The organism is Alishewanella sp. SMS8, assembly GCF_030737935.1.
Classification (GTDB): domain Bacteria; phylum Pseudomonadota; class Gammaproteobacteria; order Enterobacterales; family Alteromonadaceae; genus Alishewanella; species Alishewanella maricola.
On sequence record NZ_JAPJEA010000003.1, the window covers coordinates 165,779 to 185,571 of the forward strand.

Below are 19,793 nucleotides of genomic sequence, written 5' to 3' on the forward strand. Positions count from 1 at the left end.
GCCAAGGATACTGCGTTAACTTAAAAAAACAAGTGTTAAAACCATGGCACTAATAGCAATCGCTTTGCAGCAGACCCACGCGGACTCGGTGCAAGAAAAAACCAAGTATTGTCGGCGCCTAACTGCTAAAATCTGCGGCATACAGCAAGCGATAGCAAAATGCTAAAGAAACGGGAATGGGTATGTCACAACAACGGCCAAAAGGCGGCAAAGCAGCGGATCCGTTGCAAAAGCCTTGGATGAAAAACGCGAAATCAGCAGCAAATAAAGCAAAACGTCCGGTAGCCGCATTAAAACCGCAAACCGCTAAGCCGTTGAAAACCGTGTTGGATAACGAAGGTAAAATTTACGGTGAGAATGCCTGTCGGGTCATGTTTCAACAACGGCCAGAGTCAGTAATCCGTTTGTATTTATCGGCGCAGCTGGCACCAAAGTTTGCCGATATGATGAAGTATTTAGCAGCAGCGAAAAAAGCCTACCATATTGTTGATGATGCCGAGCTTGAAAAAGTAGCCGGCAGTGGCCATCACGGTGGCATAGTGCTGCTGGTAAAACGTAAACCGCAGCAAAAACTTGCCGACTATTTACAACAAAAAGGGCGCAAGCAAGATTGTTTGCTGGCGTTAGATGGCGTGGGTAATCCGCATAATTTAGGCGCTATTACGCGCAGCTGTGCTCATTTTGGCGTGGGCGGCATTATTATGAAGCAGCCTGAGTTATTACAATCGGGCGCGGCGCTACGCACCGCTGAAGGCGGCGGTGAATTTGTCGATGGTTTAAGTTGCGACAATCTGCCACTGGCACTGAAGCTCTGTAAAGAGGCAGGTTATACGCTTATTACAACCTCTAGCCATGGCGGCAGCTCGTTATATAACACGCCATTACCGGCCAAAGTGGTGATTGTGTTTGGTGAAGAAATGTTTGGTGTATCGCAACATGTTGCGAAAAACGCCGATATCGCGCTGCAAATACCCGGCACCGGTAAAGTGGAATCGCTTAATGTGAGTGTGGCCGCGAGCTTAATTCTGGGTGAGTGGTATCGACAACAAAGTTAGGGCGCGTTGTAGTATGGGTAACAGCGAGATTATTAGCGTCACTGTTACCCATCGTTAAGGGGTATTTGCCAGTGAGCTTAGTGCTTTGGGTAAGGTTGAGCCAACATAACTAAAGCGCGGGATCAGTTCGCCAGCAATATCAACGTTTTCACTAAACATGGTGGCGGGGCGAGCCCACAGGCCAAAATCGCCGTATAGCGCACGATAGATCACTAGCCATTCGGCGGTTTCGCTATGCATAGCCAAGTCAACAACTTGGTAATAACGCCCTTTGTAGTGTTGATAATAGCCTTGTGGCAAGTCAGGCTTAGTGTTGTTGTTCATGCCAGCCCTCAAAAATGATCTGTGCCGATAGGCTGTCTACTTTATCTTTACTCAGATTACGGTAACCGCCTTCTGCAAATAGTCTACTGCGCGCATCTGCGGTGGATAAACGCTCATCATGTAGCGCGACGGCTAAACCAAAGCGGCCATGGAGGCGGTTGGCGAATTTACGTGTTCGCACGGTAAAGTCTTGCTCAGTACCGTCCATATTAAGCGGTAAACCGACTAACAATAACTGCGGCTGCCAGTCTTTTATTAAGCGCTCAATCTGCTCCCATTCCGGAATGCCATCACGCGCTTTTAAAGCAGGAAGTAAGGTAGCACTGCCGGTTAATTCTGAACCGACAGCGACCCCGATACTTTTGGTGCCATAATCAAAACATAAAATGGTGCGATGTTGCATTAAGCGTGGCCAGCCTCGTTGGTTAATTGCCAAGGTTTAATGCCAATGGCCGCGGCTGCGGATTGCCATTTTTCAGCATGGATCAAATCAAAAATGATATGATTATCGGCAGGAACTACTAGCCAGCTATTGTCTGCAATTTCTTGCTCTAACTGGCCGGCGGTCCAACCGGCATAGCCCAGCGCCAAAATAAACTTCTCTGGCGCAGCGGCGGTGGTTAAATCCATCAAAATATCTTTTGAGGTCGTGACCATTAAACCGTTTTCCAACGGCATACTGCTATGATAGCCCGGTTTAGCGGTATGCAATACAAAGCCACGATCACTCTGAACCGGCCCGCCAGCACAAACTTGGCTACTGGCCACCGGGCTGTCGGCATCAAAGGTTATTTCGAGTTGTTTTAATAAATCAGCCACGCTGACCGGGAGAGGGTGATTGATAACAATACCCATAGCGCCTTCATCATTGTGCTCACAAACATAGGTTACACTGCGTTTGAACATTGGATCGTCCAAAGCAGGCATTGCAATGAGAAAATGGTTCTGAAATCCTTGCATACAACCTCCGCGATATCATTACGGCGTTAAGCGTGCTGCCAGGCGCTTTTCAATGGCGTCAAACAACATGCCGGTAATACTGATCGGAAAAGCGGCTTCGATTTCCCGAATACAGGTTGGACTGGTAACATTGATTTCAGTTAATTTATCGCCGATAACATCTAGACCGACGAAGATTAACCCTTTGGCTTTTAGTGTTGGACCGATGGCTTTAGCGATTTGCCAATCGGTTTCAGACAAGGCTCGAGCTTCACCTCGACCACCCGCGGCCAGATTGCCGCGTGTTTCCCCTGAAGCAGGGATCCTTGCTAAGCAGTATGGCACAGGTTCACCATCGATCACCAATATTCGTTTATCACCTTGGGTAATTTCTGGAATAAAACGTTGTGCCATAGCGTAACGACTGCCATGTTCAGTCAGCGTTTCAATGATGACACTGATATTCGGATCGCCCGGTTGTAAGCGGAAGATCGATGCGCCGCCCATACCATCTAACGGCTTCAAAATAATATCCTGCTCAGTTTTATAGAAGGCTTTTAAACGTGAAGGATCACGGCTGACTAAGGTTTTAGGCGTAAACTGACTAAACCAGCTGGTGTAGAGTTTTTCATTGGCATCACGCAGGCTTTGCGGCTTGTTAACGATTAAAGTCCCCAAGTCTTCTGCTCGCTCTAGCATGTAAGTGGCATAAATATATTCGGTATCAAACGGTGGATCTTTACGCATCAGGATCACATCAAGTTCGCTCAGAGCGATATCCTGTTCTGTGCCAAATTGATACCAGCTATGTTGATCTTGTTGTACCCGCAGCGTAACCGTGCGGGCACGCGCTTGGCCTTGTAATAAATACAAGTCGGCCATTTCCATATAATGAATTTCATAACCACGATTTTGCGCCTGTAGCAGCATGGCAAAGCTGGAATCTTTATTGATGTTGATTTGGCTGATGGGGTCCATCACGATACCCAGTTTTATCGTCATAACATTTAACCTTAGGCAAGATCGCCAAATTGCAATTGCAAGGCACTAATGGCGGTTAGTGCAGCCGTTTCTGTTCGTAAAATGCGCGGTCCAAGCTGAATACCCGTAAACTGGGCTTGGGCCGTCGCGATGACTTCGGCATCCGTAAAGCCGCCTTCCGGGCCAATAACCAGCCGAATTGTTTGCGCTGGACATAATGTTTTAATGGTGGCGCTGGCGCGCGGATCCAAGGTGAGTTTTAATTCTTTTGTTTGTTGGGCCAGCCATTGCGCTAAAGAAATGGCCTGATGCACCCTTGGCACAACACTGCGACCACTTTGCTCACAGGCACTTATGGCAATTTTTTGCCATTGCTCGTTACGTTTAGCCAAACGTTCGCCATCCAGTTTTACGCCACAACGTTCGGTAAATAGGGGGGTAATTTCAGTCACACCTAACTCTACGGCTTTTTGAATAGCGAAGTCCATGCGATCGCCGCGGGAAATACCCTGACCTAAGTGAATAGATAGCGGCGACTCAACCGGGTTAGCCTGTTGTGCCACAACCTGTAACTGCACCTGTTTTTTGCTGACATCTACAATGTTGCTGTCGTAATTAAAGCCATCGCCATTAAAGAGTTGTATGGCTTGGCCCGTTTGCATGCGTAACACGCGAGATACGTGATTTGCTGCGTCATCATCAAGCCACAATGTTTGATTAACACTCAACGTTTGAGGTGTATAAATACGAGGTATACGCATGCCGGCGGTTCCGATGCTAAAAGCGTTAATGTTAGCAGCCTGAGCTGCGGGTTCAAAATAAAAAACCGCTGCGAACAGCGGTTTTGCAAAGTAGGAATGAAACAACTTAGCGCACAGGCACATATTCGTAAGTTGATCCAAAGCCCAGTGGCAGATCTAATGCCCAGAACCCAAGCAAGAAAGCCGTCCACAATATAAGCATCACTACCGAGAACGGCAGCATCAGTGCAACTAAGGTACCAATACCACTGTTTTTAACATACTTTTGGCAGAACACTACAATCAGCGGGAAGTACGGTAACAGTGGGGTGATGATATTCGTTGATGAATCACCTACCCGATAAGCTGCTTGCGTTAAGTCAGGCGAAATGCCTAACTCCATCAGCATAGGCACCATAATAGCGCCAATCAGTGCCCATTTAGCCGACGCTGAACCGACCACTAAATTGACGAAGCCAGATAAGAATACAATACCCACCAGCGTCATACTCAAAGGCAAGCCCATAGCCTTTAAAGCATTAGCGCCTTTTACGGCGAGTAACACACCTAGATTAGATTGGTTAAAAGCGTATAAAAATAGTGCACAGAAAAATGCCATCACAATGTAATAGCCCATACCGCTCATAGCATGGCTCATGCCCTTGACCACATCGCGGTGATTTTTAACCGAGCCAGACACATAACCATATACAATACCTGGCACTAAAAAGAACACAAAGATAATGGTCACAATCGATTTCATTAGTGGTGCGGCGGCAGTAAGCAATGGGTTTACACCGGCTAATACCTCTTCTGGTTTAGCTGCCCAAGGTGTTTGTTCTGGTACCACGATACTTAAGGCAAGTAAGGCGATAACCGCTAACATCGATAAGCCTGCTGCTCGTAAACCACGAGACTCATTAGGCGATAAGGCTTCCATGGTCACCATTTGTGACGTATCACCATCAACTTTAGTACTTTTCAACCGAGGTTCAATCACTTTATCCGTCAGCACCCAACCAATCACAATAATTAAAAAGGTTGACGCAGTGGTAAAGAAATAGTTATTCAGCGGGTTGATGGTGACGCTGGGGTCAAGAATTTGTGCTGAGGTTTGTGTTAATCCGGCGAGTAACGGATCTAGGCTCGATGGCACAAAGAAAGTAGCTGAGAAGCCGCCGGATACACCCGCAAAGGCGGCAGCAATACCGGCTAAAGGATGACGGCCTGCAGCATAAAATATCACTGCGCCAAGCGGCACCACGAGCACATAGCCTGCATCAACCGCAACGTGACTGAGTACACCTACCGCAACAAGTACTGGGGTCAGTAGCATTTTCGGGGTAACGGATAAAATTGAGCGTAGGCCAGCATTAATAAAACCGGTATATTCGGCAACGCCCAAACCTAGCATCGCAACCAGTACCACACCCAGCGGCGGGAAGGTGACAAAAGTATTGACTATATTGGAGGTGAAGTTCGTTAACGCTTCACCCGAAAGCAAGTTGACTATGGCGATTTGTTGACCAGAGCGAGGGTCCAGCTCATCAAAGCTCACCCCCGACAGTAACCACGAGGTTACCCAAACAATCACCATTAACAATGCAAATAATACGGCAGGATCGGGCAATTTATTACCCACCACCTCAATCGTATTGAGCGCACGATTCATCCAGCCATTGTTATTGGCTGCGGTTTGTTCAGACATAACATATCCTTTTTTTATTTTTTATTGTGTACTCACTGTTACAGTGAATGACCCTGGAAGGTACAACTAACCAATAATCATACACAAAACTTGGCGTCAGGTAAGCGGCAAATCAGCTGAACGGTCATTTAAAAAAGAAAAAAGGAGAGCTCAGCTCTCCTTTTTTTAGTTTTTATACAACAATTGCTTATTTTGCGTACTGACGCAGTAACTCGGCTTTATCGGTTTGTTCCCACGGGAACTCGTTGCGGCCGAAGTGACCATAAGCGGCCGTAGGCAGATAAATCGGTCTTTCCAGTTGCAACATTTCAATTAAACCATGTGGGCGAAGATCGAAATGTTCACGCACCAGTTTGATTAACTCATCTTCACTCAGTTTACTGGTGCCGAAGGTTTCTAAGCTGATGGAAGTTGGTTCAGCTACGCCGATGGCATAAGACACTTGTAATTCAAGACGTTCGGCTAAGCCGGCAGCCACTAAGTTTTTCGCGACATAACGTGCAGCATAAGCCGCTGAGCGGTCAACTTTTGATGGGTCTTTACCTGAGAAAGCACCACCACCGTGACGTGCCATACCACCGTAAGAGTCAACGATGATTTTACGACCGGTTAAACCACAGTCGCCCATCGGACCGCCGATGACGAAACGGCCAGTAGGGTTAATAAAATATTTGGTTTTGCTGGTTAGCCATTCTGCAGGTAATACTGGCTTAATAATGGTTTCCATAACGGCTTCACGCAAATCAGCGGTGCTGATGGTGTCACAATGCTGTGTCGACAAGACTACTGCATCAATACCGATGGGCTTACCGTCTTCATAAATAAAGCTTAACTGCGATTTCGCATCGGGACGTAACCACGGTAAGGTACCGTCTTTACGTACTTGCGCCTGACGCTGTACTAAACGGTGCGAATAAGTAATAGGAGCAGGCATCAAAACGTCGGTTTCGTTGCTTGCATAGCCAAACATTAAACCTTGGTCACCTGCGCCTTGCTCGCTTGGATCGGCACGGTCAACACCTTGGTTGATGTCAGGAGATTGTTTACCAATTGCGTTTAACACTGCGCAAGAGTCAGCATCAAAGCCCATGTCTGAATGGGTATAACCAATTTCACGCACGGTTTTGCGAACGATCTCTTCGATATCAACCCAAGCTGAAGTAGTGATTTCACCACCCACAAGCACCATACCGGTTTTAACGAAGGTTTCACACGCAACACGTGCTTTACTGTCTTGTTCTAATATTGCATCCAGCACTGCGTCTGAAATCTGATCGGCAATTTTATCCGGATGTCCTTCAGAAACTGACTCAGACGTGAAAATATGTTGTGCCATTAGTTGTTTTCCACCACGTTGGTTAATGCGGAATGCGCCAAAGCGCCTGTCTAAAATTACGCCTATTTGCAAAAGCTTGTACCGGCAAGCAATGCCAGTGCAGGTTGCAAAGTGATGGGCGCCAAAAAAATAGCCGCTAATTTTAGTGAAAATTGCGGGTAATTACCAGTAATATTTGACGCCCAGACGTCTTTCTTTCCGTCAATTACGCCAGGCGCTGTTTTTAGATCAGATGCCAAGGAAATAAAGGCATCTAGCAAGATTAACATTTGCCATCTGCCGGCAGCTGAGTGAAAATAGTGGTAATTTAAGCAGCAAGCTAGGCGCTTAACTTGCCTTGCGCCCAATTTTCAGGAGTAAACATGCCATCTCGTAAACAACTTGCTAATGCTATCCGTGCACTCAGCATGGATGCGGTACAACAAGCTAAATCGGGCCACCCAGGTGCACCCATGGGCATGGCAGATATTGCCGAAGTACTCTGGCGAGATTACTTGAAGCATAACCCAACCAATCCAAATTGGGCTGATCGTGATCGCTTTGTGTTATCAAACGGCCATGGCTCAATGCTGATTTATTCTTTACTACATCTTAGTGGTTATCAGTTAAGCATTGACGATCTAAAACAATTTCGTCAATTACACTCTAAAACCCCAGGGCACCCAGAATACGGTTATGCCCCCGGTGTAGAAACCACTACGGGTCCATTAGGGCAGGGTATTACCAACGCCGTAGGTATGGCTTTAGCAGAAAAAGCCTTAGCCGCACAATTCAATCAGCCAGGTTTTGATATCGTTGATCACTTTACTTACGTGTTCTTAGGCGATGGCTGCCTAATGGAAGGCATTTCGCATGAGGCTTGTTCTTTAGCGGGTACTTTAGGCTTAGGTAAGCTGATAGCCTTTTGGGATGATAACGGTATCTCTATCGATGGCCACGTTGAAGGCTGGTTTACTGATAATACTCCAGCACGCTTTGAGGCCTATGGCTGGCACGTTGTGCCGAATGTCGATGGGCATGATCCTGAAGCAGTAAAAGCGGCCATTGAGCAAGCGCGTGCGGTTACCGATAAGCCTACCTTGATTTGTTGTAAAACGGTGATTGGTTATGGTTCGCCAAATAAAGGTGGTAGTCATGATTGTCATGGTGCACCGCTGGGCGATGCCGAAATTGCCGCTGCTCGCGCCTTTTTACAATGGCCACATGCGCCTTTTGATATTCCTGCTGATATTTATGCAGATTGGGATGCGAAAACCACAGGCCAACAAGCAGAAGCTAAGTGGCAACAGCTTTTTGCTAGCTATCAAGCCGCTCACCCCGCTTTAGCTGCGGAGTTTTTACGTCGTAGTAGCGGTGCATTACCGGCAAATTGGGCTGAGCAAAGCCAGGCCTATATCGCCAAGCTACAAGCTAACCCTGCAACGATTGCCACGCGCAAAGCATCGCAAAATGCACTAAATAATTTTGGCCCCTTATTGCCTGAGTTTATGGGCGGTTCGGCTGATTTAGCCGGTTCTAACCTGACTATTTGGTCGGGCAGTAAGCCCCTGACTGCCAAGGATGCCAGCGGTAATTATGTTTATTACGGCGTGCGTGAGTTTGGTATGTCAGCCATGATGAATGGTATTGCCTTGCATGGCGGCTTTGTACCTTATGGTGCGACTTTCTTAATGTTTATGGAATATGCACGCAATGCCGTGCGCATGGCCGCATTAATGAAGCAACGGGTTATTTTTGTTTATACGCACGACTCGATTGGTTTAGGTGAAGATGGTCCAACACACCAACCGGTAGAGCAACTGGCTAGCTTACGTGTTACCCCTAATTTAATGAATTGGCGTCCTTGTGACCAAGTTGAATCAGCGGTGGCTTGGCAACAAGCTATTGAGCGAACTGAAGGACCAAGCAGCTTGATTTTTACGCGTCAAAATCTGGTGCAGCAAACCCGTAATGCTGAGCAATTAGACGCGATTAAACGCGGTGGTTATGTGCTATTAGATAGCGCTGATACACCTGAACTGATTTTTATTGCTACAGGTTCAGAAGTTGAACTGGCCATGCAAGCAGCAAAACAATTACAAGCTGACGGAAAAGCGGTACGTGTTGTTTCCATGCCATCTACTGATGTGTTTGAGCAACAAGATGCTACATATCGTGAAGCCGTTTTGCCAAAAGCCGTGACTAAACGTGTTGCGGTAGAAGCGGGCATTACAGATACATGGTATAAGTATGTGGGTTTGAACGGTGCCATCATTGGTATGAACTCTTTTGGTGAGTCAGCACCGGCAGAGCAATTATTTGCTCACTTTGGTATTACTACCGAAAAAGTACTTGAGGCTGCTCAGCAATTACTGAGCTAAGTTAAGCTTTTATAACGGCTCATGTTGAGCCTGTGCTGTTCATCTCAACGCTAATGGGGCCAACAAGGCCTCGTTACGCCAGCAAGGATGCATGAGGTAAAGTGGTGATGAATTGCATCATCACTCTGCTTCATTTCATATTAGCACGGCGCGTTAGGTGCACAGTATTACCCGCAGATAAGGTTCTTGCAGTTACGTTTATGGCAATAAAACTGGCAATAAACGGCTTTGGCCGTATTGGACGCAATATCTTACGTGCTATTTATGAAAATGGCTGGCAAAAGCAATTTCAAGTCGTCGCGATTAATGAATTGGCCGACGCAGCTGGTGTCGCACATTTATTAAAGTATGACAGCTCGCATGGTCGATTTGGTTATGCTGTGCAATCGTTTCCTGGGGGGATAACGGTGGCTGGCGATAATATTGCCCTGTTTGCAGAGGCCGATCCGCTGGAATTACCTTGGCGCGAATTAGCAGTAGATGTGGTACTGGAATGCACCGGCATTTTTTCTACGAGAGAGCACGCACAGTGGCATCTCGATGCCGGTGCCAAGCAAGTGTTATTTTCACATCCCGCGGCAGCGGACATTGATGCCACTATTATTTACGGTATTAATCAGCATTTACTCGAACCGAGCATGCAAGTTATTTCAGCCGGTTCTTGCACTACCAATTGTATTGTGCCGGTGATTCAGGTGCTCGATCAGCATTTTGGTGTGGAAAGCGGTACCATCACAACGATTCATGCCTCGATGAATGATCAACAAGTAATCGATGCTTATCATCCCGATCTACGCCGCACGAGAGCGGCCAGTCAATCGATTATACCGGTGGATACCAAATTAGCCTTGGGTATCGAACGCATCATGCCACACTTGGCCGGCCGTTTTGAAGCCATTGCAGTGCGGGTGCCTACGTTAAATGTCACGGCAATGGATTTAAGCGTTACCTTAGATCACGATGTCAGTATTCATGATATTAACCGGGTGTTACGCGAAGCCAGCCAACAAGCATTGCGCGGTATCCTAGATTATACTGAAGAGCCTTTAGTTTCTGTCGATTTTAATCATGATCCGCATTCCTGTATTGTTGATGGCTCGCAAACGCGGGTTAGTCATAAACGATTAGTTAAGTGTCTAGTTTGGTGCGATAACGAGTGGGGTTTTGCCAATCGTATGTTGGATACCGCCAGAGCTATGGCAGGGTAAGCTTTTTGCAATGGAGAATAAAATGTCAGTAATTCGCATGTCCGAACTGGATCTTAGCGGTAAAAGAGTGTTAATCCGCGAAGATTTAAATGTTCCTGTTAGTGAAGGGGTTGTTACCTCTGATGCGCGCTTAAGAGCGGCAATGCCTACCATCGAGTTAGCGTTAAGCAAGGGCGCCAAAGTGATGGTGATGTCGCATTTAGGTCGACCTGAAGAAGGCGTCTTTGACAGCGCATCATCAATGCAACCTGTGGCTGATTATTTAGCAAAAGCTCTTACTGTTCCTGTGCGGTTAGTAGCCGATTATCTCGAGGGGGTCGAGGTTAACGCTGGTGAAGTGGTGGTTTTTGAAAACGTGCGCTTTAACAAAGGCGAAGGCAAAAACAATGACGAGTTGGCAAAAAAGTTAGCGGCATTATGTGATGTGTTTGTGATGGACGCTTTCGGTACTGCGCACCGCGCACAAGCGTCTACTCACGGTGTGGCTAAGTACGCACCTGTTGCCTGTGCGGGCCCTTTGCTCACCGCTGAATTAGATGCCTTAGCCGCAGCATTGAAGAATCCGAAACGGCCATTAGTAGCTATTGTTGGTGGTTCTAAAGTGTCAACTAAACTCACGGTGCTTGAATCTTTATCCAATATTGTGGACCAACTGATTGTCGGTGGTGGTATTGCCAATACCTTTATTGCAGCAAATGGCCATAATGTCGGTAAATCGTTATGTGAAAATGATTTAATCCCAGAAGCGCAGCGCTTGATGGCGCAAGCAAAAGCGCGCGGTGGCAACATTCCTGTACCCACAGATGTCGTGGTGGGTAGCGCCTTTAGTGCTGACACAGTAGCGGTTTTAAAACCGGTTGCTACAGTTAACCACGATGACATGATCTTTGATATCGGACCAGACAGCATTGCAGAACTTACCGCTATACTAAAACAAGCTGGCACGATAGTCTGGAATGGTCCTGTTGGGGTATTCGAATTTGCGCAGTTTGGCGCAGGTACTGAAGCTTTAGCTCGCGCTATTGCAGAAAGCTCAGCGTTTTCTATTGCAGGTGGAGGTGATACCTTAGCTGCAATTGATAAATATGGTGTAGCGGCAGATATTTCTTATATTTCAACCGGTGGTGGTGCCTTTTTAGAGTTTTTAGAAGGTAAAACTTTACCCGCGGTCGCCATTTTAGAAGAACGTGCAAAAAAATAACAAAATAACAAAACTAAAATCTTACTACTGTACCTAACACAAAAAGAGAGGAACTCATGGCACTGATATCATTACGGCAAATGCTGGATCACGCCGCCGAATTTGGTTACGGCATCCCAGCATTTAACGTGAATAATCTGGAGCAAATGCGCGCTATTATGCTGGCAGCTGAGAAAACCGATAGTCCGGTTATCGTGCAAGCATCAGCAGGCGCGCGGAAATACGCTGGCGCACCTTTCTTGCGTCACTTAATTTTAGCTGCGGTGGAAGAGTTTCCACATGTGCCGGTTGTGATGCATCAAGACCACGGTACCTCTTTAGGTATTTGTCAACGCTCAATTCAGTTAGGCTTTTCATCTGTCATGATGGATGGTTCGCTAGCGGAGGACGGTAAAACGCCGACTGACTATGCTTACAATGTGAATATAACGCGCAAAGTTGTTGAAATAGCGCATGCTTGTGGTGTATCAGTAGAGGGCGAGTTAGGTTGTTTGGGCTCGCTTGAAACTGGCGACGCGGGTGAAGAGGATGGCATTGGTGCCGTGGGTAAACTAACGCACGATCAAATGCTTACTGATCCGGAAGAAGCCGCACAGTTTGTTCGCGAAACACATGTTGATGCCTTAGCCATTGCTTGTGGTACTTCTCATGGGGCCTATAAGTTTAGTCGGCCACCAACAGACGACATTCTGGCGATTGACCGGATTAAAGCGATCCACCAACGTATTCCAAATACCCACCTTGTTATGCATGGCTCTTCTTCAGTGCCGCAAGACTGGTTGGAGATTATTAATGAATATGGCGGTGCTATTCCTGAAACCTATGGCGTTCCGGTTGAACAGATCCAACAGGGAATCAAATTTGGTGTGCGCAAAATTAACATCGATACTGATTTGCGCTTAGCTTCTACAGGTGCTATTCGTCGTTATATGGCAAAGCATCCTGCAGAATTCGATCCTCGAAAGTATTTACAAGAGTCCGTGAAGGCGATGTCTGATATCTGTATTGCACGTTATGAGGCATTCGGCTGTGCTGGCCAAGGTAGTAAAATTAAGCCATTATCTTTAGATGCTATGGTAGATTTGTATACGGCGGGCAAATTAGTGCCGCATATAAAATAAGCAGAGTTATTAATAAGAGTTAAAAAAAATTAATAATGAGTTTATCGGTACTCAGAAAATGGTGTTAAACCATACAAAACCCGCATAAATACAGGTGTTTCAGGGGCGTCTGTCAGTTGACATCTTACTTTTTACCTGTAATGATGCGGTTGGTTTACCCTCTAAAACGAGGGTCTGCTGTCGTTTTAAACGGCGACCCTTACAACATCAGGTTACGTTAATCAGCAATCATTGGTTGGGAACTATGTTTAATAAAAAAACTCATATGAGTCTTGTGGCCTCTGCGTTGGCAGGCAGCTTCGCGCTGGCTGGTTCAGCTGCAGCAACAGACTTAAAAGATCTTCATCAAGCAAATAATCAAATTCAACGTGCTGCTGTTCAGTCACAAGAGAAAATCAACACAATTTATGAGCAAGCTCAAGAATTGTTAGGTGAGTACCGTGTAGTTGTTGACCAAACAGACAACTTAAAAGTATACAACGATTTCTTAGCTACCTTAGTTGCTGACCAACAACGTCAAATCAACTCTGTGCAACGCCAGATTGATGGCCTTGAGAGAACTAACCAAGGTACAGTACCGCTCATGTTCCGCATGATCGATTCTTTAGAGCAATTCATCAAAGCCGATATTCCACTGCGTACTGAACGTCGTTTAGAGCGTATTGAGCGGTTACGTGAATTGATGGCTCGCTCAGACGTACAGCGTTCAGAGCAATTCCGTCAAATCTTAGAAGCCTATGAAATTGAAATGGGTTACGGTAGCGAGTTAGCCGCTTTCCAAGGCACGTTAACCACTGGCGGTAGCGAAATTACAGTTGATTACGTTCACTTAGGCCGTTTATCTTTAATGGCAATCGCTTTAGATGGCAGCGCTGGTTGGGTGTTCAATAAGAGCACTGGCGAGTGGGTTTCATTAGACGCTTCCTATTTACCTTCAGTAGGTAACTTTATCAAGATGGCTCGTCGTGAAGCCACGCTTGAAATGGATCGTGTACCACTTTTCGCAGCGGAGTAAGAATAGATGAAAATGGCAATTAAAAGTTTAGTTGTTGCTGCGGCAGTTACACTTTCTGCGTCAGTAGCTTTCAACGCGGTAGCTAATACCGAAAAGTTAGACCAATTACTGCAACAAATTCAACAGCAACGCACCGTTGAAGGTCGCGTTAACCAAGAGCGTGAGCGTGCATTCTTAGCTGAGCGCGCTGATAAGCAAGCATTATTAAATGCGGCGAAAAAAGCCTTAGCTGATCAAGAAGCTCGTGGTAAACGTTTACAGCAAGAATATGCTCAAAACGACATCCTTATCGCCCAAAAGCAACAAGAGTTACAAAGTGCTTTAGGTACAATGGGTGAGGTATTCGGTGTGGTTCGTCAAACAGCCAACAAAACACTCGGTACCATTAGCAGCTCAATCATCAGCGCTCAGTATCCTGGCCGTGATGTACCATTACGTGAAATCGCTGCAGCAACTGAACTTCCAACGTTAGATCAAATGGAAGACCTGTGGGTTGCTATGTTAACTGAAATGACTGAATCAGCTAAAATTTCAAAGTTTGACGCTGAAGTGGTTGAGTTAGCCGGTGGTACTTCTACTCAACGTGTAACTCGTTTGGGTGCTTTCCACTTAACCACAGCGACTGATTATTTGATCCGTAACGTTGATACTGACCAAATACAGCCACTGGGTCGTGCTCCACAGTCTAAAATCCAAAGCTCAGTTGCTACGTTTAACAGCGCAGGTGCTGGTGAATTAGCGGGTATGTATGTGGATCCAACAAAAGGTAACTCACTGTTACGTTTAAATCAGCAACGCGCAACATTGATGGAATACTACCATCAGGGTGGCACGGTTGGTTATTTGATCACCGTATTATTAGCTATCGGTTTACTGATTGCCTTAGAGCGTATCCTAGTATTAGCTGCTGTTGGCGGCAAAATGCGCGCACAGCTGAAAAATCTGGGTACACCATCAGAGAAAAACCCACTGGGTCGTATTCTGAAAGTTTATCATGACAACAAATCTGCTGATGTTGAAAACTTAGAGCTTAAGTTAGACGAAGCTATCCTGCGTGAAACTCCAGCGGTTGACCGTGGTATCGGCTTAATCAAACTGTTTGCTGCAGTAGCACCGTTAATGGGTCTATTAGGTACAGTAATCGGTATGATTTTAACGTTCCAACAAATCACGTTATACGGTACAGGTGACCCGAAACTGATGGCAGGTTCAATCTCTTTAGCATTGGTAACAACTGCGCTAGGTCTGATTTGTGCTTTACCATTACTGTTCGTTCACAGCATCGTTCAGTCACGTGCTAAATCAATTCTACAAGTTCTAGATGAGCAAAGCGCGGGTATTGTTGCTGCTCACGCGGAGAAGGAGAAAGCCTAATGAATCTCCAGCTAGTAGGGCTGTGGGAATCAGTACAGGATTTTATCCATACGGGAGGCAACGTCCTGTACGTTGTCGCCATAGTGCTCTTCATTATGTGGGTATTGATGATAGAGCGTTACTGGTATGTCACTTCAATATTTCCTAAGATGAAACGGGAAATTATTGCTAAGTGGGATGCTCGGGAAGATACAACTTCCTGGTATGCGCATAAAGTCCGTGATTGCTGGATTTCTGAAGCGACGGATCAACTCGATCAAAGAATGTTACTGATTAAGACACTGGTTGCAATGTGCCCATTAGTGGGTCTGCTTGGAACGGTAACGGGTATGATTGCGGTGTTCGATATTATGGCCACCCAAGGTACCGGTAACCCTCGCACAATGGCGGCGGGTATCTCCATGGCAACTATCCCGACAATGGCGGGTATGGTTGCGGCTTTGTCAGGTGTATTTTTCAGTTCGCGGCTGGAAGTGAAAGTCAAACGAGAGAAAGCTGATCTCGTAGACAGCTTACCGCATCATTAAGAGAGAATTTTTATGGCACGTAAACGTATACGCGAAGACGAAGAAGCCGCAATCGACATTACGCCGATGATGGATATCGTTTTCATTATGTTGATCTTCTTTATCGTTACGACTTCTTTCGTGAAAGAAGCAGGTATTGATGTCAACAAACCTGAAGCGGCCCAGGCCACTAAAAGGCCTAGTGCGACAATCTTTATTGCTATCCGTGCTAACGGTGAAGTTTGGATGGACAAGCGTCCGGTTGATGTTGAGCGGGTTTCTGCAAACATCGAGCGGTTAAGAGCTGAGTCACCTACTGATACCATTATCATTCAGGCAGACAAAGAATCGAAACACGGTGTAGTAATGGAAGTTATGGACCAGATTAAAGCAGCTGATCCGTCGCTTGTTATTACTGTTGCTGGGGAGAATAACTAATTATGGTACGTTTCCTAACATCGTTAATTATCGGTGCCGTGGTAACGTTCCTGTTGTTTCTGATTATGGCGCTGCTCATTGAGGGCAGCGGCGAGCGGCGTCCTCCTGAGCAGGAGCGTATTATTATAGAAATTAATACGACACCGCCGGATTCAGATACACAGACGCGGACTCCACCACCACCGCCACCACCGCCACCACCGGCTCAGCCGCCTAAACAGCAGCAGCCGGAGCCAGAAATGAGCAATACTGCCGGTGCCGTGTCGTTCAATATGCCAGGTCTTGATCTGGGTGCAAACACGGGGTTAGGTGATCCAGGCTCTTTATTACGTGACGGTGATGCAACGCCTATCGTACGTATTGAACCACGGTATCCTGTGCAAGCAGCGCGTGACGGCTTACAAGGCTGGGTACGTTTAAGCTTTACTATCATGGAAGACGGCAGTGTGGATGAGGTTGAAGTGATTGAAGCCGAACCACGTCGTGTATTCGACCGTGAAGCTATCCGTGCTCTGCGTCGTTGGAAATACAGCCCGAAAGTTGTTGATGGCAAGCCAATGCGCCAGCCTGGTCAACAAGTACAGCTAGATTTCAGCTTAGACATGCAACAGGGAGATTAAAGAAATGAGAAAATTATCTTTATTAACCTCAGCTCTGATCGTTGCCGCCAGTTTTAGTTTTTCTGTGCCAGCAATGGCACAGGTTAACATTACTGATGCTGACAGAGCGCGCATTGAAGAACGCAAAAACCGTAAAACGCAGTTACCTGGTGAACGGGTAGGTCGCGGTGTAACTAAAGCGTTTGAGCTATACAGCGAAGAGAAAATTGACGAAGCCTTGCAAGTATTGCAAGAAATTCGTGGTGGTAATGATTTTGATAATGCGTTTTTAGCACGTTTTATCGGTTCTTTATATGCCACTAAAGATACCAAGCAAGCGATCAAGTATCTTGAGCAAGCCGTTAAGTCTGACTTATTAAGTTTTGCGGATCATTCTGCATCGTTAAAGTTGGTTGCAGATTTGCAGTCAATGGAGAACATGCATAAAGATGCCATTAGAAACTATGAAGCTTGGATGAAGTTTACCGGTGAGCAAGACCCAGATGTTTATCTGCGTATTGCTAACGCTTACTACCAACTAGGTGATTACAAAAACGTTCTTACTCCGATTGATAATGCTATTCGTTATGCCAAAGAGCCTAACAAACAGTATTACATGCTGAAAATGGGCGCCTTGTATGAGTCTAAAAACTACCCTAAGACGGTAGAAACGGTAGAAACCATGGTGCAATTGTTTCCTGAAGAACGCCAATATTGGGTTTACTTAGGTAACTTTTATACCTTAGTTGAAGATTACCAAAAGTCGTTAAGTGCTCTGCAAATCGCTTACAACAATGGTTATTTGCAATCAGAGTCTGAGCTGAAAACGCTGGGACAAATGTATGCAAATAACAACATTCCGCATAAAGCGGCAGCGATTTACGAAAAATACATGAAAAGCGGTAAGATCAAAAAAGATCGTACCATGTTAAATGCTATTGCATCTAACTTCCAAGCTGCTCGTGAATTTGCTAAAGCTGCTGAGTACTATGGTGAATTAGCTAAAATGACCAATGAAGCTGATGCGTATCGTCGCCAAGGTATGGCTTACTTAGCCATCCAAAAGTACAACGATGCCATTAAAGCATTTGATGCCTCTTTAGCCATTGATTCACGTGATGCCGGTAAGATCCATATGAGCCTGATGGAAGCTTACTTCTATCAAGGTAAATATCGCGAAGCGAATGCTGCATTGCAAGCGGCCAAGCGGGATCCAGCAACTGAGCGTCAAACACGTAGTTGGCAGAGTTATATCAATGAAAAAGCGCGTGTAAAAAACATCAGCTTATAATTGATACGCTTACTAAAAAACCCGCTATATAGCGGGTTTTTTTATCAAATCGTTTAAGCAATTTTGTATTACAGGTGATGATGAACTATTTGGCACATATGGCTCTAGCGCAGCCTACAGCGCCATCGTTAGTGGGGAATTTGTTGGGTGACTTCTCTAAAGGCGTATGCCTTGTTTCACTTGCCCCCTCAATTAAAGCCGGCCTTGCTAATCATCGTGCAGTAGATGCTTTTACTGATGCAGATAGTGCTATTTGTTTGGCTAAGCGGCAATTTTCATCAACAAGGAGGCGCTTTGCTGGGGTGGCTTTAGATGTATTATTTGACCACTTTTTAACAGTGCATTGGTCTCGCTTTTATGCAGAACCTTTTAGTCGCGCTAAGTTAGCGCTTTACCAGCAACTAGCCCATGCGGAGCCTATAATGCCAGCGCAGATGTTGTGGACTATGCAAAAAGTACGACAGCAAGATTGGTTTGAAAGTTACCAGCAATTACCTCGAGTCGGCATGGCGTTAGATAGGATTGCTCAGCGAATTCGTTTTGCTAATCAATTCGATGGCATTATTACTGAAATTACCCCGCGCTATACTGAGCTTGAACAGGTATTTTTAGACTTTTATCCTAGGTTACAACAGCATGTGCGACAACAGGCTTTAGAGCCGATTATCATGCCCACACAGCGTTAGCTAGTGCCCTGCAAGCCTATCAAGCCTGTAAATGGTTATTTCTTTGAAGCGGTATGGCTTTAGCCCTCGGTATTTTTTTGTTGTTCAACCCGTTTGCTGGCTTCCGCGGCTCTTCGTTCTTCTAAATGTTTTAAGTGTTGTGCTTTGTGTTCGCGGGCTTGTTGATAAGCATCGCTAAAAGCGGCCGCCAATATGCCCGTAGGCATGGCGACTAAACCAATACCAATTAACGCAGTAATACCGGCACAGAACTTACCCAGTGGCGACAGGGGGGTGACATCGCCATAACCCACAGTGGTGAGTGTGGCAATAGACCACCACATGGTACGCGGTATACTGCCAAAGTCTTCTGGGTTACTTTTCCCTTCCACCAAATATAACAATATCGACGTGAATAACAGTAATAAAAGGGCTATTAGAAAGCTGATGCCCAATTCGGTTTGTCGTTTACGAATGGATTGCAGCAGTAAAGTGAGGGAGTAATTAAAGCGTGTCAGCCGGGATAAACGCAAAATACGGAAAACGCGCATCAAACGAATCACCAATAGCGGTAAATCTTCGGACAATGGCATAAAAGTTAACAGCACTAAGATATCCAGCAAAGTCCAGCCAGAGATAATAAAGCGCCAACGGCTAATGCCCTGTTCACCGTGCCCATAGGGTGCAATATAGATACGTAAGGCTAACTCAGTAGCAAATATGATTAATAATATCTGATTAATTAAAACAAAGTATTCAGGGTAAGCCTCTGTTAATAAGGGTTCTGTTTCTAAAATGGCGAAAATTGTGGAAAGTACAATGACAACGCATATAAATAAATTGAATGGGGATAGCCCTTCTTGACGCCATGACGAAGGATCTATCTGTTTTGCCAGCCAGTTTCTTTTATTCATCACTGCATTTACGATAGC

The 19,793-nt window shown here is 45.8% G+C and carries 20 protein-coding genes; 12 read left to right on the top strand and 8 right to left on the bottom strand.

All coding sequences use genetic code 11. The features are described 5' to 3' along the window. The first annotated feature begins 182 nt into the window (after window positions 1-182). Complete coding sequence (locus ORJ01_RS11225; RefSeq protein ID WP_306178104.1) at window positions 183-1,055, top strand: tRNA/rRNA methyltransferase; 873 nt, start codon at window positions 183-185, stop codon at window positions 1,053-1,055. Between the two features lie 54 nt (window positions 1,056-1,109). On the opposite strand, the gene ORJ01_RS11230 is transcribed toward ORJ01_RS11225, so the two are convergent. The 7 genes from ORJ01_RS11230 to metK form a co-directional block, all read right to left on the bottom strand. Beyond that, window positions 1,110-1,379 (bottom strand): DUF1653 domain-containing protein, encoded by a 270-nt coding sequence (locus ORJ01_RS11230; RefSeq protein WP_226751862.1) that lies wholly within the window; start codon window positions 1,377-1,379, stop codon window positions 1,110-1,112. After that, window positions 1,363-1,782, bottom strand: coding sequence for a Holliday junction resolvase RuvX (gene ruvX, locus ORJ01_RS11235; protein ID WP_226751863.1), 420 nt, complete (start codon window positions 1,780-1,782; stop codon window positions 1,363-1,365). The genes ORJ01_RS11230 and ruvX overlap by 17 nt, the downstream gene beginning before the upstream one ends. After that, window positions 1,782-2,339 carry a YqgE/AlgH family protein gene (locus tag ORJ01_RS11240; protein ID WP_306178105.1) on the bottom strand — a complete coding sequence of 186 codons (558 nt, stop codon included), beginning with the start codon at window positions 2,337-2,339 and terminating at the stop codon, window positions 1,782-1,784. Before ORJ01_RS11240 ends, ruvX begins: the two co-directional genes overlap by 1 nt. Window positions 2,340-2,357: 18 nt before the next feature. Then, the gene (gshB, locus tag ORJ01_RS11245) at window positions 2,358-3,320 is read right to left on the bottom strand and encodes a glutathione synthase (protein WP_306178106.1); all 963 of its coding nucleotides are present in this window, start codon (window positions 3,318-3,320) and stop codon (window positions 2,358-2,360) included. An 11-nt stretch (window positions 3,321-3,331) separates the two neighbouring features. Then, a complete protein-coding gene (gene rsmE / locus ORJ01_RS11250) occupies window positions 3,332-4,060 on the bottom strand; it encodes a 16S rRNA (uracil(1498)-N(3))-methyltransferase (protein WP_306178107.1) in 729 nt (242 codons plus the stop codon). 106 nt (window positions 4,061-4,166) lie between these two features. Further along, the gene (locus ORJ01_RS11255; protein WP_306178108.1) at window positions 4,167-5,747 is read right to left on the bottom strand and encodes an AbgT family transporter; all 1,581 of its coding nucleotides are present in this window, start codon (window positions 5,745-5,747) and stop codon (window positions 4,167-4,169) included. Between the two features lie 187 nt (window positions 5,748-5,934). Then, on the bottom strand, window positions 5,935-7,083 hold the full coding sequence (gene metK, locus ORJ01_RS11260; RefSeq protein ID WP_226751868.1) for a methionine adenosyltransferase: 1,149 nt from the start codon (window positions 7,081-7,083) through the stop codon (window positions 5,935-5,937). Window positions 7,084-7,445: 362 nt separating this feature from the next. On the opposite strand from metK, the gene tkt reads away from it, so the two are divergent. From tkt to ORJ01_RS11315, 11 genes are all read left to right on the top strand, one after another. Next, window positions 7,446-9,443 carry a transketolase gene (tkt, locus tag ORJ01_RS11265; protein ID WP_306178109.1) on the top strand — a complete coding sequence of 666 codons (1,998 nt, stop codon included), beginning with the start codon at window positions 7,446-7,448 and terminating at the stop codon, window positions 9,441-9,443. Window positions 9,444-9,643: 200 nt separating this feature from the next. Further along, window positions 9,644-10,651, top strand: a complete 1,008-nt coding sequence (gene epd, locus ORJ01_RS11270; protein WP_306178110.1) for an erythrose-4-phosphate dehydrogenase — start codon at window positions 9,644-9,646, stop codon at window positions 10,649-10,651. A 22-nt stretch (window positions 10,652-10,673) separates the two neighbouring features. After that, the gene (locus ORJ01_RS11275; protein ID WP_306178111.1) at window positions 10,674-11,852 is read left to right on the top strand and encodes a phosphoglycerate kinase; all 1,179 of its coding nucleotides are present in this window, start codon (window positions 10,674-10,676) and stop codon (window positions 11,850-11,852) included. A 56-nt stretch (window positions 11,853-11,908) separates the two neighbouring features. Then, window positions 11,909-12,973: a class II fructose-bisphosphate aldolase gene (fba, locus tag ORJ01_RS11280; RefSeq protein ID WP_229584467.1), complete on the top strand. Its 1,065-nt coding sequence runs from the start codon at window positions 11,909-11,911 to the stop codon at window positions 12,971-12,973. Between the two features lie 244 nt (window positions 12,974-13,217). Beyond that, a complete protein-coding gene (locus tag ORJ01_RS11285; protein WP_226751873.1) occupies window positions 13,218-13,988 on the top strand; it encodes a DUF3450 domain-containing protein in 771 nt (256 codons plus the stop codon). Window positions 13,989-13,994: 6 nt separating this feature from the next. Further along, the gene (locus ORJ01_RS11290; protein ID WP_306178112.1) at window positions 13,995-15,362 is read left to right on the top strand and encodes a MotA/TolQ/ExbB proton channel family protein; all 1,368 of its coding nucleotides are present in this window, start codon (window positions 13,995-13,997) and stop codon (window positions 15,360-15,362) included. Next, complete coding sequence (locus ORJ01_RS11295; RefSeq protein ID WP_226751875.1) at window positions 15,362-15,889, top strand: MotA/TolQ/ExbB proton channel family protein; 528 nt, start codon at window positions 15,362-15,364, stop codon at window positions 15,887-15,889. The genes ORJ01_RS11290 and ORJ01_RS11295 overlap by 1 nt, the downstream gene beginning before the upstream one ends. A 12-nt stretch (window positions 15,890-15,901) precedes the next feature. Next, window positions 15,902-16,306 (top strand): biopolymer transporter ExbD, encoded by a 405-nt coding sequence (locus ORJ01_RS11300; RefSeq protein ID WP_306178113.1) that lies wholly within the window; start codon window positions 15,902-15,904, stop codon window positions 16,304-16,306. A 2-nt stretch (window positions 16,307-16,308) separates the two neighbouring features. Further along, entirely contained in the window at window positions 16,309-16,926 is a 618-nt protein-coding gene (locus ORJ01_RS11305; RefSeq protein ID WP_226751877.1) for an energy transducer TonB, read from the top strand. A gap of 4 nt (window positions 16,927-16,930) precedes the next feature. Further along, window positions 16,931-18,196, top strand: a complete 1,266-nt coding sequence (locus ORJ01_RS11310) for a tetratricopeptide repeat protein (protein ID WP_306178114.1) — start codon at window positions 16,931-16,933, stop codon at window positions 18,194-18,196. 80 nt (window positions 18,197-18,276) lie between these two features. Next, window positions 18,277-18,882: an ACP phosphodiesterase gene (locus ORJ01_RS11315; protein ID WP_306178115.1), complete on the top strand. Its 606-nt coding sequence runs from the start codon at window positions 18,277-18,279 to the stop codon at window positions 18,880-18,882. A 59-nt stretch (window positions 18,883-18,941) separates the two neighbouring features. Here ORJ01_RS11315 and ORJ01_RS11320 read toward each other — a convergent pair whose 3' ends face one another. Further along, window positions 18,942-19,775, bottom strand: a complete 834-nt coding sequence (locus ORJ01_RS11320; protein ID WP_306178116.1) for an ion transporter — start codon at window positions 19,773-19,775, stop codon at window positions 18,942-18,944. Window positions 19,776-19,793: the final 18 nt, after the last annotated feature.

Coding starts and splice junctions, on each gene's coding strand:
- ORJ01_RS11225 (WP_306178104.1), top strand. CDS start 183: ATGTCACAACAACGGCCAAAAGGCGGCAAAGCAGCGGATCCGTTGCAA.
- ORJ01_RS11230 (WP_226751862.1), bottom strand. CDS start 1,379: ATGAACAACAACACTAAGCCTGACTTGCCACAAGGCTATTATCAACAC.
- ruvX (WP_226751863.1), bottom strand. CDS start 1,782: ATGCAACATCGCACCATTTTATGTTTTGATTATGGCACCAAAAGTATC.
- ORJ01_RS11240 (WP_306178105.1), bottom strand. CDS start 2,339: ATGCAAGGATTTCAGAACCATTTTCTCATTGCAATGCCTGCTTTGGAC.
- gshB (WP_306178106.1), bottom strand. CDS start 3,320: ATGACGATAAAACTGGGTATCGTGATGGACCCCATCAGCCAAATCAAC.
- rsmE (WP_306178107.1), bottom strand. CDS start 4,060: ATGCGTATACCTCGTATTTATACACCTCAAACGTTGAGTGTTAATCAA.
- ORJ01_RS11255 (WP_306178108.1), bottom strand. CDS start 5,747: ATGTCTGAACAAACCGCAGCCAATAACAATGGCTGGATGAATCGTGCG.
- metK (WP_226751868.1), bottom strand. CDS start 7,083: ATGGCACAACATATTTTCACGTCTGAGTCAGTTTCTGAAGGACATCCG.
- tkt (WP_306178109.1), top strand. CDS start 7,446: ATGCCATCTCGTAAACAACTTGCTAATGCTATCCGTGCACTCAGCATG.
- epd (WP_306178110.1), top strand. CDS start 9,644: ATGGCAATAAAACTGGCAATAAACGGCTTTGGCCGTATTGGACGCAAT.
- ORJ01_RS11275 (WP_306178111.1), top strand. CDS start 10,674: ATGTCAGTAATTCGCATGTCCGAACTGGATCTTAGCGGTAAAAGAGTG.
- fba (WP_229584467.1), top strand. CDS start 11,909: ATGGCACTGATATCATTACGGCAAATGCTGGATCACGCCGCCGAATTT.
- ORJ01_RS11285 (WP_226751873.1), top strand. CDS start 13,218: ATGTTTAATAAAAAAACTCATATGAGTCTTGTGGCCTCTGCGTTGGCA.
- ORJ01_RS11290 (WP_306178112.1), top strand. CDS start 13,995: ATGAAAATGGCAATTAAAAGTTTAGTTGTTGCTGCGGCAGTTACACTT.
- ORJ01_RS11295 (WP_226751875.1), top strand. CDS start 15,362: ATGAATCTCCAGCTAGTAGGGCTGTGGGAATCAGTACAGGATTTTATC.
- ORJ01_RS11300 (WP_306178113.1), top strand. CDS start 15,902: ATGGCACGTAAACGTATACGCGAAGACGAAGAAGCCGCAATCGACATT.
- ORJ01_RS11305 (WP_226751877.1), top strand. CDS start 16,309: ATGGTACGTTTCCTAACATCGTTAATTATCGGTGCCGTGGTAACGTTC.
- ORJ01_RS11310 (WP_306178114.1), top strand. CDS start 16,931: ATGAGAAAATTATCTTTATTAACCTCAGCTCTGATCGTTGCCGCCAGT.
- ORJ01_RS11315 (WP_306178115.1), top strand. CDS start 18,277: ATGAACTATTTGGCACATATGGCTCTAGCGCAGCCTACAGCGCCATCG.
- ORJ01_RS11320 (WP_306178116.1), bottom strand. CDS start 19,775: ATGAATAAAAGAAACTGGCTGGCAAAACAGATAGATCCTTCGTCATGG.